Origin of the sequence: Mesorhizobium sp. RIZ17, from assembly GCF_051127865.1 — a bacterium.
Taxonomy (GTDB): Bacteria; Pseudomonadota; Alphaproteobacteria; order Rhizobiales; family Rhizobiaceae; genus Mesorhizobium; species Mesorhizobium humile.
In genome coordinates this window covers 3,254,625-3,266,622 of the sequence record NZ_CP147861.1, presented here as the reverse complement: position 1 = coordinate 3,266,622, position 11,998 = coordinate 3,254,625, and the positions used below count along the sequence as shown (strand labels likewise).

10 protein-coding genes and 4 pseudogenes are annotated in these 11,998 nt (G+C 60.6%); 5 read left to right on the top strand and 9 right to left on the bottom strand.

Features of this window, described 5'->3' with window-relative positions; genetic code table 11:
- Positions 1-6: 6 nt before the first annotated feature.
- The 3 genes from WDX12_RS15660 to WDX12_RS15650 all read right to left on the bottom strand — a co-directional run bounded on the left by WDX12_RS15660 (position 7) and on the right by WDX12_RS15650 (position 3,405).
- Positions 7-1,737, bottom strand: a complete 1,731-nt coding sequence (locus tag WDX12_RS15660) for a ParB/RepB/Spo0J family partition protein (protein ID WP_434725474.1) — start codon at positions 1,735-1,737, stop codon at positions 7-9.
- A gap of 79 nt (positions 1,738-1,816) precedes the next feature.
- Entirely contained in the window at positions 1,817-2,236 is a 420-nt protein-coding gene (locus WDX12_RS15655) for a DUF2958 domain-containing protein (protein ID WP_097574703.1), read from the bottom strand.
- A 206-nt stretch (positions 2,237-2,442) separates the two neighbouring features.
- Positions 2,443-3,405 carry an ArdC family protein gene (locus WDX12_RS15650; RefSeq protein WP_434725473.1) on the bottom strand — a complete coding sequence of 321 codons (963 nt, stop codon included), beginning with the start codon at positions 3,403-3,405 and terminating at the stop codon, positions 2,443-2,445.
- 511 nt (positions 3,406-3,916) lie between these two features.
- On the opposite strand from WDX12_RS15650, the pseudogene WDX12_RS15645 reads away from it, so the two are divergent.
- From WDX12_RS15645 to WDX12_RS15630, 4 genes and pseudogenes are all read left to right on the top strand, one after another.
- Positions 3,917-4,544, top strand: a pseudogene (locus tag WDX12_RS15645) (aldehyde dehydrogenase family protein); the annotation flags it as partial.
- 148 nt (positions 4,545-4,692) lie between these two features.
- Positions 4,693-5,129, top strand: a pseudogene (locus WDX12_RS15640) (transposase); the annotation flags it as partial.
- 308 nt (positions 5,130-5,437) lie between these two features.
- Positions 5,438-6,409: a glycosyltransferase family 10 domain-containing protein gene (locus WDX12_RS15635; RefSeq protein ID WP_434725472.1), complete on the top strand. Its 972-nt coding sequence runs from the start codon at positions 5,438-5,440 to the stop codon at positions 6,407-6,409.
- Between the two features lie 152 nt (positions 6,410-6,561).
- Positions 6,562-6,823 (top strand): annotated as a pseudogene (locus WDX12_RS15630) (transposase); the annotation flags it as partial.
- A gap of 65 nt (positions 6,824-6,888) precedes the next feature.
- Here WDX12_RS15630 and WDX12_RS15625 read toward each other — a convergent pair.
- The 3 genes and pseudogenes from WDX12_RS15625 to WDX12_RS15615 all read right to left on the bottom strand — a co-directional run.
- A complete protein-coding gene (locus WDX12_RS15625) occupies positions 6,889-7,260 on the bottom strand; it encodes a hypothetical protein (RefSeq protein WP_044549118.1) in 372 nt (123 codons plus the stop codon).
- 55 nt (positions 7,261-7,315) lie between these two features.
- The gene (locus tag WDX12_RS15620; protein WP_434725471.1) at positions 7,316-8,536 is read right to left on the bottom strand and encodes an acyltransferase family protein; all 1,221 of its coding nucleotides are present in this window, start codon (positions 8,534-8,536) and stop codon (positions 7,316-7,318) included.
- Between the two features lie 203 nt (positions 8,537-8,739).
- Positions 8,740-8,838, bottom strand: a pseudogene (locus WDX12_RS15615) (transposase); the annotation flags it as partial.
- 640 nt (positions 8,839-9,478) lie between these two features.
- Here WDX12_RS15615 and WDX12_RS15610 point away from each other — a divergent pair.
- Positions 9,479-9,694 (top strand): aldehyde dehydrogenase family protein, encoded by a 216-nt coding sequence (locus WDX12_RS15610; RefSeq protein ID WP_434725470.1) that lies wholly within the window; start codon positions 9,479-9,481, stop codon positions 9,692-9,694.
- On the opposite strand, the gene WDX12_RS15605 is transcribed toward WDX12_RS15610, so the two are convergent.
- Genes WDX12_RS15605 through WDX12_RS15595 form a run of 3 tightly spaced genes read right to left on the bottom strand, consistent with a single transcriptional unit; the run spans position 9,695 to position 11,917 of the window.
- Positions 9,695-10,096, bottom strand: coding sequence for a DUF6527 family protein (locus tag WDX12_RS15605; RefSeq protein WP_434725469.1), 402 nt, complete (start codon positions 10,094-10,096; stop codon positions 9,695-9,697).
- Positions 10,096-11,286, bottom strand: coding sequence for a ThiF family adenylyltransferase (locus WDX12_RS15600; protein ID WP_434725468.1), 1,191 nt, complete (start codon positions 11,284-11,286; stop codon positions 10,096-10,098). Before WDX12_RS15600 ends, WDX12_RS15605 begins: the two co-directional genes overlap by 1 nt.
- The gene (locus tag WDX12_RS15595; RefSeq protein WP_434725467.1) at positions 11,261-11,917 is read right to left on the bottom strand and encodes a multiubiquitin domain-containing protein; all 657 of its coding nucleotides are present in this window, start codon (positions 11,915-11,917) and stop codon (positions 11,261-11,263) included. The genes WDX12_RS15600 and WDX12_RS15595 overlap by 26 nt, the downstream gene beginning before the upstream one ends.
- Between the last annotated feature and the right edge of the window lie 81 nt (positions 11,918-11,998).

Here is an 11,998-nt window from a genome sequence, read left to right as displayed (position 1 = left end):
TGGCAGCTATTGGCGGACGAACAGCGGCTGGACGCTCGCCCATTGATCGGCGGTGCGGAAGCCGCCACGTTTCGTGTAGCTTTCGACGGGGAATTTCATCCAGCGCGGCAGCCAGTTGTCGATTTTCTCGCGGCCGTTCTCGCCCGACAGGCAATCGCGGATGATCTTCTTTTGCGTCTTGACCTTCTCGGCGACATTGCCGTCGGCGACAGGCTTGCCGGCGAGGTCGGCCAGCATCGCATTGGCGATCTCCTTGTCGCGCAGCAGGTCGAAGAAGGCGTCGTCCGGTTGCCACCACGCACCCATGTCGATGCCCAGATGGTTGCCGAGGGCCTCGACGACGGCGCTGCCGGCCCCGAGCGTCTCGGCCATGACAAGGCCGAGAACGCGCATGACGTCGTCGTCGCAAAGTGCCAGCAAACGGGCGAAGACGGCGGCAAGCGCAAAGGCGTCGCCATTGCCGCCGGCTATCGCACCCTCCTCGTCGGCCTGCCCAAGCAGCGCAAGCACCGCGCGCCGTTTTTCGGCGAATGCGGCTTCGGCCTTGCAGGCTGCGAGGCTTGCCGCCACCGATTCATTGGCGCTGCGCTGCGGCTCGCGGCGAACCTGCCCCAGGCCCGAACCTGTGATGGCATGCGCCACCATCAGGCGCAGCGCGACACAAGGATGGTCGAGCATGGCGGTACGCACGGCACCGTGGCGGTGCAGATCGACATAGTTCTGCATCGGCCCGGTGAGTTCCGGCCGCGACGGCTTGGCGGCGGTTTCTTCGGGCTCGCCGCCCTCGCCTAGCGCGCGGGCGCGGCGGGCCTCCTTGCGCGACAGCCAGCCCTCGTGGCATTCGACCGCACCGCGATGCGAGACTGATATGAAGACCTTGCCGCCCTTCTTCCTCGGCGTCTTTTCGTGGTCCCAAGACTGGAAATGCTGCCCCGGTTCGAGCACGGCCACCTCGGGCCAGCCGGCTTCCAGATAGGCATCGCGTCTGGCGGCAATGGCCTCGTTCTGCTTTTGCCAGAACAGGTCTGCGTCAGCGAAATAGCTGTCCTCGCCGAACAGGTCGCAGACGATCAGGCCGGGATAATCCTCGATGGCGAACAGCGCCACCTTGGTGGAAATCGACTGGCCGCCGAACAGCCATTGCTTCAGTTGGTGGCCGCGCGGCGCGTATTGCTCGGGATCGGCATAAAGCGCCAGCCAATCCTTCTGCTGCGCCTTGGAGGCCATGGTCAGATGGCGCGCCGTCTCGGCGTCGATGTCCTCGCGCCGATAGGCCTCGCGGATCTTGGGCAGAAGATCGCCGAGCGCCAGAATGCGTTTGACCAGAAGCTCGGTGATGCCGAATGTGGCGGCGATGTCGGCAACGCTGCGGCCCTCCTTGATCAGCCGCGAAAACGTCTCCCACTGCGACACCTCGTCGGGATCGAGACGGGCGAAGTTTTCGATCAGCGAGGCCTCGAGCGCGTCGGCGTCGTCGCCGTCTTCCATGATGGCGCAGGGCAAGGCATTGCCCTGGCCGCGCTCGTCGGCGAGCGACTTCGCGGCGAAATAGCGGCGCCGGCCGGCGACGATCTCGAAGCTTTCCGGCGTGCCGTTGGGCCGCACCAGAAGCGGCACCAGGACGCCGCGCGCGCGAACCGACGGCAGGATGTCCGACACGTCGGGCGCGCGTTTGGAATGGCGCATGTTGAGCGCGGAAATGTTGAGCTTATCAAGCGGAATGTGGGCAAGTTGCATGGTTTGTCTCCTTCGTTTCAGGGGTGGGATTGCCCCGCCGCAGAGGCTGCAAGCCGGCGCGGCGGGACGGTTTTCGCGCCTAGCGGCGCGTCTGTTCCGCCGTGTCGGGCGGAAGCTTGGAATGGGCGTTGCCAAGGGCTTCTGCCGCCTGTCGCAGCAGCCGCTCGGCCTCGGTGATGTGGCCGGCGCTGCACGCTGCCTGGGCGTAAACGGAGAGCGGAAAGCGCGCCTTGAAGCAGAGGTCGCGCTCGATGCCGAGGCCAAGCCGGCCCTTGACGCTTGCAAGCTCGGCAAGGCTGACGCTGCCGAGTTCCGGGAAGCCGAAGCCGAGGTCGCAAAGGCCGAAAAGGGTGTCGCCGTCGGCATCGAGTTCGGTGAGAAGCCAGGTCGCTGGCCCGGTCGGATCGAACAGTTTGACCACCGGAAAATGGTCGGTTTCGGTGTCGGTTGCGCCATTGGCGAGCAGCCGGGCGCAAAGGTCGTCGGTGATCAGGATCATGGGAAAACTCCTCTCAAAACAGGTCGAGTTGATTTCTGGCGTCATCGAACAGCCCGATATCGAGCGGCTTTTGCGCCGCGCGCGGGCGCATCGGCGCGTCGGCCAAAAGGGCGAGGCGGTCGCGCGTGGTGGCTGGACATCGGGAATGAGCGTCTGCTCGCCTTGCGGCGTTGGCTCGGTCCGCAGGGTGTCGGGATCGCGCGCGCTCATGCCGCGATCTCGTCTTGTTGCGCGCCTTCGGCCTCGGCGTTGAAGCCCAGAACAAAATCGGCGGCCTTGGAGGCAAGGCTGGCGGCGCGGAAGATGGCGCGATTGTCCTCGCGCAGCACCTTCAGCCATGTGCCGATATAGTCGGCATGGCGCACGGTCGGCTCGATGCCGAGGGTCGAGCAAACAAAGGCTGCGGTGATTTCGGCAACCAGTTCCTCGCGCGCATAGGTCTTGGAACCGAAGGCGCCGGAGAGGTCGCGCGCCAGCCGCGCCGGGTGGCCGGTCCAGTGGCCAAGCTCGTGGAAGCAGGTGCGGTAATAGTCGATCTGCTGAAAGAATGCGGGCTGCGGCGGCACCTGAATGGTGTCACTGCCCGGCATGTAGAAAGCGCGATCGCCGCCGATGCGGAAATCCGCGCCGCTTCCTCGAATAAGCGCCTCGGCCTGCGGGACGATCTCGCGTTCGGGCAGCGGTTCGGCATTGCGGTAAAGGTGCTCGGGCAGACCGTCGCACTGCGCGACGTTGAAGACGGTGAAGCGCTTCAAATACGGCACCGCCTGCGGCTCGTCGCCATCGGCCTTGGCGCGTTCCTTTTCGTCCTTTGGGACAAAGCGGTCGGCATGCACGATTGTTGTGCCGCGCTCGCCCTTCCTGACATTGCCGCCAAGGGCAAGCGCCTGCCGGAAGGTCAGCCAGTTCTGGCCGGGATAGCTGCGCTCGATGACGGCGCCCCACAGGATGAGGATGTTGATGCCGGAATAGCGGCGCCCGGTGGCCGCGTTGCTGGGCAGGCCGAGGTCGGCCTTTGCGCTGCCCCATGGCTTGACCCATGGCACGGTGCCGCGCTCCAGTTCGGCAATGATGCGGTCCGTGATTTCCTGATAAAGGCTGGCGCCCGGGCGCCCGCCCCTGCCCGCGCCAGCCTCTCGGCTGCCGCAACGCTGGTGTTTTGCACGCATCGTCTGGTCCTCCGCTCTTCAATCCCGCGCCTTTCCCCGGAAGCGGGGTGGGCGGCGAGACGCGACCGGAAAGGCCCGCCGTCGGAGGCGGACCGCATCCGAAGGACCGGAACGAAGAGGAGGACCCGAAGCGAAGCGAAGGGTTGCGGGATGCCGCGGCGGGCCTAGAAGGGAGTGCCGCCCACCCCGCGCCGCCGGGAACGGCCAACAGACAACCCGCGCCGGCCGACAGGCCGGCGACCGTCAGCAGCCGACAGGCTGCCCGCGCCAGGGGGCGAAGCCGGATGGCCGAGACCGCCTGAGCCTGGCGAAGAAAAAGCGGGCTCGGTTCACGAGCACCCGGCACGCGCCGTCAGGCGCGCGGGCGCCATCAAGTGCCGGCAGATTGCCGCTTGTCGCGGACGCCTGGATGCCATGCCTTGCGCTGCGGTTTTATCAGCTCGCAGGGCTCAACGCCCGGTGCCCCCGCCAGGCGTGCCTCTGTGCCAACCGCTGATGCTCCACCTGAAATCTGCATAGCTGTTCGTCTCTATGGACGCATGCCGGCACTCGGCACGCCGCCTGGCGAGCGAACTTTCGAGGGCTTGATCCATCCACTGGCGAAGTGTTGGCAGAGCTACCCGACATGGGCGCTGAGACGAGCACGGCGATCGACGAGGCTTATACGGCCCAGGCTGGATGGGCGGCGTTGACCGCCCGGCATCGCAGGGACATGCTCTGGCGCTGGCATCAATTGATCATCGACCACGCCGCCGACCTCGCTGCCATCCTCACAGCTGAGATGGGCAAGCCGCTTGCCGAAGCCAAGTCGGAGGTCTCGCATGCGGCGGCATATCTGCAATGGTATGCCAAAGAGGCCAACCGCATCCATGGCGAGACGATCTCCCCGCCCTCGACCGACCGGGCATGCTGGTGATCAAGCAGCCAGCCGGCGTTGTTGGCACGATCACGCTATGGAATTTCCCGGCTTCAATGGTGGCGCGCAAGATCTCACCGGCACTGGCGGCGGCTGCACCGTGATATTGAAACCTGCCGAACAGACGCCGCTTGTTGCAGGCGCAATGTGCGCGGCCGGCTTTCCCGAAGGCGTCGTCAACCTGATCCATGCTTGCAAAGGCGATGCCGTCGGCCGCACGCTGATCAACCGATGAACTTGATCCACAGGCGCTTGAACCATGCGACGATGGCCTTGAGCCCTTTCGGCTGGGCGCCGCGCTTGAGAAGGCGTCATAGGCACGGCCGGCTTCGATCTGCTCGCGAGACATCTTGCCGGCCCAATGGATCGATGATGACTGCCTGCAGGAACTGCGCTGGATGTATGACCGGCGCGACCTTTCCGAAATGCGGCGCGACCTCGCCCAATGGCTGGCCAAGTGGGAGACGCGCTGCCCCAAGCTGTGCCAGTGGGCGGAGGACAACGTCGAGGAGACGCTCACCTTCAACCGGCTGCCACGCCAGCATCACAACAGCCTGAAGAGCGCCAACAGCCTGGAGCGGCTCAATCAGGAGATCAAGCGGCGCACCCATGTGGTGCGCATCTTTCCCAGCGCCGAGAACTGCCTGCGGCTCGTCCGCGCGCTCGCCGTCGAAACACACGAAAACTGCTGGAGGCCATTCGCTATCTCAACAGGGAGCACCTGGCCGAGCAAGGAGATGCTGCGCAAGCTGGAGCAGCCCAAGGCCGCCTGTCGGCGGCGGGCGGGCTGGGCGCTTGCGTTACTTGAAGACGCCGCGCCTGACCCGCCAACACCGGCGACCGTGATCGCAAATTTGCAGAAGACTCTGGACAGAACTCCCAAACTGCATCAAAAATCGTCAGAGCTGGACTATGGAAGCCGATTGAGATGGAGGAGTAGGGGTTACAAGCATAGTTCTCCCAGACTTTTCGATATCGAAGGGCTTACCTGCGTGCCGTTTAGCCATCGATTCCGATCGTTTTAGCTTCATCTCACGACGGGAATAGGCGCAGAGAGGTCTGATCCTGGTGCCGAAATTACTGCCGGTACCACCGAAGTGAAGGAGTCGAACTGCTTTGTCTAGCGCCAAATTGCTGACGGAACGTCCGGCGCCCATAGTTGCTGCCTGCCTCGATTCTTGGGGCGGTCTGGAAGACGCAATCCACCATCTCACTCCAAAGGGCAGTGGAATCTGGAACAATGTCGCTTTTGTACGCAAGACGTCCTTCACGCCGGATTGGCATATAATCTTTAACTCTCCTTCTGTTTTTGGACTTCCTGTTGATATCGAGGCGAGCCCGAACAGGACCATTTTTGCAATCGGCGAACCGCCGACGCAAGCTCATCGCGCCCTCCATCTTGGGCAGGGGGAAAATACCATCGTTCTGACGTCTGACGCAGAGCTGGTAGCTCGGCAGAATGCAGGGCGTCGATTCGTCTTGTCTCCACCTATCACTCGGTCTTGGTCTGTAAGAAAGACGTATGACCAACTTCTGGTCAGCGAAGTCGTTGACAAGCCGCGTCGGCTCTCATGGATTACCAGCAACATCGCCATGCTTAAAGGACATCGATATCGGCTGGCGTTTTTGGAACGGCTGAGAGGGGAGCTCGAGTTCGACCTGTTCGGCCGAGGCTTTCACCTGATTGGAGATAAATGGGACGCACTTGCACCTTACCGCTACAGTATAGCTTTTGAGAATACTAGAGCTGATTACTATTTTACAGAGAAGCTTATGGACTGCTTCGTTGCTGAAACAATGCCGATCTATTACGGCAGCCCGGCAATCACGAGGTTCTTTCCCCCGGACTCAATGGTTCTGATTGATCCAGAGGACAAGAATGTAATTCAGAAGATCCGAGAAACCATCGACTCGGACCTCTGGAAGGAACGTCGCGATGCAATACGAGAGGCGAAGCGGTTGGTACTTGAGAAGTACAATACATTTGCTTATCTCGCGGGCTTCATCGAAAGCGTTCAGGATAAGCCTTTGCCGCCTAAAGTTATGCACATCGGTACGCCTGCAGTCGATTTTGGGGTAGACGAATGAACTCCAAAGTTCATTCGCTTTGCGCGCCCGGCGGTTGGTGGTCTGGCAGGGTCTGTACGGAACACGCGGCGGAGAATACCTCGAGCATCTTTTGATGAACACAGAGTCGGTTTGGGAATCACGCGATAGATCCTGTCTGATTCACTGTCCCGGTGATTTGCCAGGATGTGCCCGCCCACAAGATCAGCGGCGTGCGCGAGGTGATCGAGAAGGTTGGCGCGGCTCCTGTTCCTGCCGCCATACTCGCCCGACTTCAACCCGATCGAGATGGCTTTCTCGAAGCTCCAGGCTCTCCTGAGAAAAGCTGCAACCCGAACCATCGACGAACTCTGGTCGGTCGTGGCCAACTGCCTCGCAGCTTTCACAGCCGAGGAATGCAGCCACTATTTCGAGGCAGACGGCTATGACCCGGAATACGTCGAATCTGCTCTAGCTGCGCAAGAGGCGCACGACATCGTACGCCACCCGGCTGCTGCTGATCAGGCGAACTGGGGAAGGCCGGGAACGGAATTGAGGACCTCGTCCACGAGTTCGTCGCCGGCATGTTCCTTGGCGAAGGCGATCATCTCGTTAGCAAGGCCGGCGATATTTCCCAGGCTGAGACCCTCGTTCATCAATTGCTGGCCGAAACCCACCACGCCGCCTCCGGCGAGGACGCTGCCGCCCTCTGCGTCCTCACCATCATGCTTCGCCACTAATTCCGAAGCTCCGGGAATGGCCTCGATCATGCGCGCAGCGGCACCGTCGGCTGCCTCGCGTTGCAGGAAACCCAGCATCATGCCAACGGCCTTGTCTGCGAGAGCCGGGTCGACGCCGACATTGGTGGCGATGCGTGATACGAATTCTTCCAAGGCAGGGCACCTTTCGTTTTATTGAGGTCAGAATGATTAGCTATGTTTGTCCCGCTCAAATGGTTGAGCGCAGCGCCAGTCTACGGCTCCGCAGTCTTACGCAAAAACCTCTCAGGTATTGGTCCACCCTCTTGGCCACTTCCATGGACTTCACGTCTACAAGGCGCTGAAAAGGCACCGCAGCAATGATTGTGGTTACAAGTACAATGACGACAGTGCTACTAGCCGCAATGGCATGCCCCCATTGGATAGTCCAGAGATAGACAAAGCACCCGAGGGAACAAAGGATAGGGAAATGAAGAAGGTAGACCGAGAACGACAATCGACCCAGGAGTGGGAAAAAGTATGACGAGAAGGCTCGCTGAAGCGATGGAAGCGCGAGAACGCTAGCGACAAGGAAGGTTGCACCGACGCAGTGCATTGCGTCCTTCAGGGGATTAAAGTCGATTGGGGAGAGTTTGATGATCGGCTCATACAAGATGTCGTTTGAGAAGCCGCCAAGATAGATGGCAGCAAGAAAGATTGCGATCTTGGCTTTGTGAGACCATTTCGCTGGAGAAACGCGAGTCAGGAGGACGCCGACCCCGAACGACAAGGCGAAGGGCAGGTAAGCTATATGGACCGCAAAAGAGAGAGCCGCGGCAAAAACTGTGACGAGGGCGAAGGTGAACCACCTCGTAGCGAAGGCGAACATGAAGGCTAAGTATGAACCGACGAGCTCAATGGACATCGTCCAGAGTGGTGAATTGAGTTTGTTCTTACCGAGAAATAAGGACTCATATAGGGCCTCCTTGGCGATGTTCGCGGCCGTAATTGAGCTAGGGTAATACCAGGTCAGCCAGATCGAGCCCGTGAGTGGAGCAACTTCAAGATTTCTCATCAGCCCCATGGCAAAAATGGCACCGGCAAAAACGATTGAAGCCGCGATTGGAATGCCGAGGCGGGGTATCCGTCGGATTGCTCTGGATACAAGCACCGACGCATTTCCAGTGTCAGCAAAAGACTTGGTAAGGACGAAGCCGCTTAGAACGAAGAATACACAAACCGCAAAGCTTCCGTTGATAAGCATGCTGAGTGGGGGGATAGTTAGAAGCTGAGCAGGCCATCCGATTTCTGGCCACGCTGCTTGCGCCAACGGGTACATGGTTTTGAATATCCCTGGCTCGACAGCGAAGAGGGCGTGAGACAAGAGGACGCCAACTGCAGCCAGCCCCCTCAACCCCTCTAAAGCAATAAAACGTTCAGATCCGGCCTGCCCCGCCGCCATTGCGTTCATGGATACTCTGCCCCTTATGATGCGCCGGTTTCGACTTGGTTCTTCCTACAAAGTCCACGCTCGTGAACGTGAGCTGGAAAGCACGGGACATTGGCTTTCCTGGTGCGGCGCTATGCAGCATCATGACGGATAGGTAAACTTGATTGTTTGGATATAATGCATCCATGCGATGGATATGCGAGCCATGCCCATCGGCGACAGCCTATCTGAAACTCGGCCTGATCGTCCGAGAGACAGTAGAGCGCCTGAAGCACCATGATCTTCAACATCATCACCGCATCAAAGGGCGACCGTCCGCCCTTGGCGCTATAGGAGACGGCGAAGCCGGATGGCCGAGGCCGTCTGAGCCTCGCGAAGAAAACCGGGCTCGGTTCACGAGCACCCGGCACGCGCCGTCAGGCGCGCGGGCGTCATCAAGTGCCGGCAGACTGCCGCTTGCCGTATGCTTGGACGCCACGCCTTGCGCTGCGGTTTTATCAGCCCGCAGGACTTAACGCCGGTGCCCCCGCGAAACGTGCCTCTGTGCCAACCGCTTGCACCTGAAATCTGCATAGCTGTTCGGCGCTATCGACCGCATGCCGCCACTCGGCACGCCGCCTGGCGAGCGAATTTTCGAGGTCTTGATCCATCCACTGGCGACGTGCTGAGGGAAATTTCCCGACATGGGGTCGAGGAGGCGCGCAGCGGTCGACCAAGCGTATATGGCGCAGGCTGGATGGGCGGCCATGACCGCCCGGGAGTGCTGCGACATGCTGTGGCGCTGGCATCATTGATCATAGACCATACCGTCGGCCTTGCTGCCATTCTTACGGCGGAGATGGGCGAGCCGCTTGCCGAAGCCAGTTCGAAGTCCCTCACGCGGCCCGCATATCTGCAATGGTACGCCGAAGGCCAATCGTGTCTATGGCGAGACGATCTCCCCCGCCCCCGTCGGACCGGCGCGTGCTGGTGGTCAAGCAGTCGGTCGGCGTTGCTGCCTCGATGGTCGCGCGCAGGATCCCGCCGGTGCTGCCGGCGGGCTGCGCGGTCATCCTCAAACCTGCCGAACAGACGCCGCGTGTTGTTGCAGGTGCAATTCTCGCGGCAGAGGCCGACTTTCCCGAAGGCGTCGTCGACCTGATCCATGCTTGCAAAGGCGATGCCATCGGCCGCAGCTGATTAGCCGATGAACTTGATCCACAAGCGCTTGATCCATGCGACGATGGCCCTGAGCCCCTTTGGCTTGGCGCCGCGCTTGAGAAGGCGGTCATAGGCGCGGCCGGCTTCGATCTGCTCGCGAGACATCTTGCCCGCCCAATGGATTCGGCCACGTTTGACAATGTAGTGTGAGCCACAAGGGAAGTCGTGGTTGCCGATCGACGGCCAGATCGAGGCGCCCTCGTCCTCCATGACAAGGTCATATTCGGTTGGAACGAGCGGTGTCGAAACCTCCTCGCCACAGCCACAGGCGCAATTGTGGAGGGCAACGTGGCATTGGCGCGACACGTAAAGAACCCCGTCTTCCAGCTGTTCGGGAATGTCTTCGACAAAGACGGTTGTAAGACGATCCACCCGAGCCATCATGCCCCCCGGTTGGTGATGTTGTTGCCCTCGATCATGTATGTCGCGTTCCTTTCGTTGCGCTCATCACGATAGAAGGTCAGCCAGCGCTTCCAGCGCATGATCGCCATGATCGCGTTCAACGAATTGAGCTCGGCGGTCTGGATCTCGGTTCCGTACACATCGGCCTCTTCATCGTCGTCACCGAACGACAGATGGGTCGCCACCTCCGCCCACGGCGTGCCGGGGGCAATGAAAGTCGCCCGTGCGCAACCATCGAGCGTGTTGTCGTCGAGTCCAAGACCAATGCCAGTGTCGACGAACGGAATGCCCAGGCGAACCAGCCCTTCGGCAATCACGCGCCGCGACGATCCCTTGTCAACACAGACGAAGACGAAGTCATAACCGGCAAATTCGTCAATGTTGTCAGCCTTGACCCTGGTGGCGTGCGGCTTCACGCCCTTGTGCATGCGCGCGTAAAGCGCTGCGTAATAATCGACCTTGCGGGGAAAATTCTTCGCCAGCGCCAGTTCGGGAGCACCGGGCGAACGGAAAAGATTGTGGTTGAGAAGTTGGTCATCGTCGTAGATGTGGATCTCGGCAACGCGTGTCTTGGCGGCGAGATCGAGCAGATAGGCACCGGTGCCGCCGAGGCCGATGATTGCAATGCGGCCCTTGAGCTTGCGGTTGGCGATGACGATTCCATAGCGGGCTGATGCACAATCGGGGATCGCGAAGGGGCTGTCGTCCTCCGCGCTGGCCAACGTGACGCCTGTGCGCGCGTTCGCGGTCTTGTCGTGCGAACGGGCGGCGGCGCCGAGGTGCGATTCGTAGGTGACAACCTTGTCGTAAATGTTGGCATACTGGCCAGTCCCTTCTGGCTTCGACGAGAAATAGTGGTGGACCTTGATGTCGGATCCGACAGTCGCCTCGTTGCTGTTGTGGATGATATTGGTCATCGGCGTGCCATCGCGATGGCAAGGCGTCTCTCCGGTGAACCACATGGTGTGGTCGGTTTGTGGAGTTGAGGTCAAGCCTTGGGTATCCAGCGACAGAGTGCAGACAAGCGTGCCGCGGCCAAGCGACTTGTCGCGCTTCACGTAGGGGACGCTGTGAACGAGGAGAAGAACGAGCTCGCGCATCTCGAGCTCAAACCCCTCGTCCAGCAGCCGCTTCAGATGCGGATCACGATTTATCAGATCGGCGGACATTGAAGACCATCCCGTTCTTGACTTCGATGTTCTCGCCCTCCACCAGATCACCTTCCGCGCCGTGGACACCTTTCAGGTACGTGATCGTGTACTTGAACTTCTCAAAGTCGGCGTCGGGGTAGGCGAGCAGTGCAATCTCGCGATAGCTGTGCTTTCTCCTGGGTACCGTACGCGATCGACCGTTGACCTTGATGACCACCGTTTTCGCCTCGCGGCTGCGGATGCGCTCGACGCCCTGTCCGCCAAGAGTCACCGCGCCGTCAGCGGGAATGACCGTATCGCCGGCGCTGTCCAGGATCAGCTCGAGATCCCCGTCGATGCTCCCGTAGCGATAGATGTCGGCGGCGGAGATTGTCGCCGATCCCCACTCCCAGCCACGCTCGTTGACGGTGAAAGAAAAGGCCCTGTCGCCTTCGAATGAAAGGAACTCAGAGGGGGGCGTCTCCCGCAGGTCGATCGTTTCCTCAAGGCCGATCGAACGCGATGTCCTGTCCGCTATCTGGATGAGAATATAGTCGCTGGCCGGATCTAGCCCACCGAGGGCGCGGACCTCGCGACCAGAAATGATGGCGTCATTGGTAGCCACGACGCGGCCGTCCAGCTTGTATGTAAAGTTCGTCACGTCAGGCATCGAAGCCTCCTTGTCTCTCATTCTGCACAAAACATATATGCAATTTTTAGCCAATGTCTAGCTATTTAATAGCTATTTTCT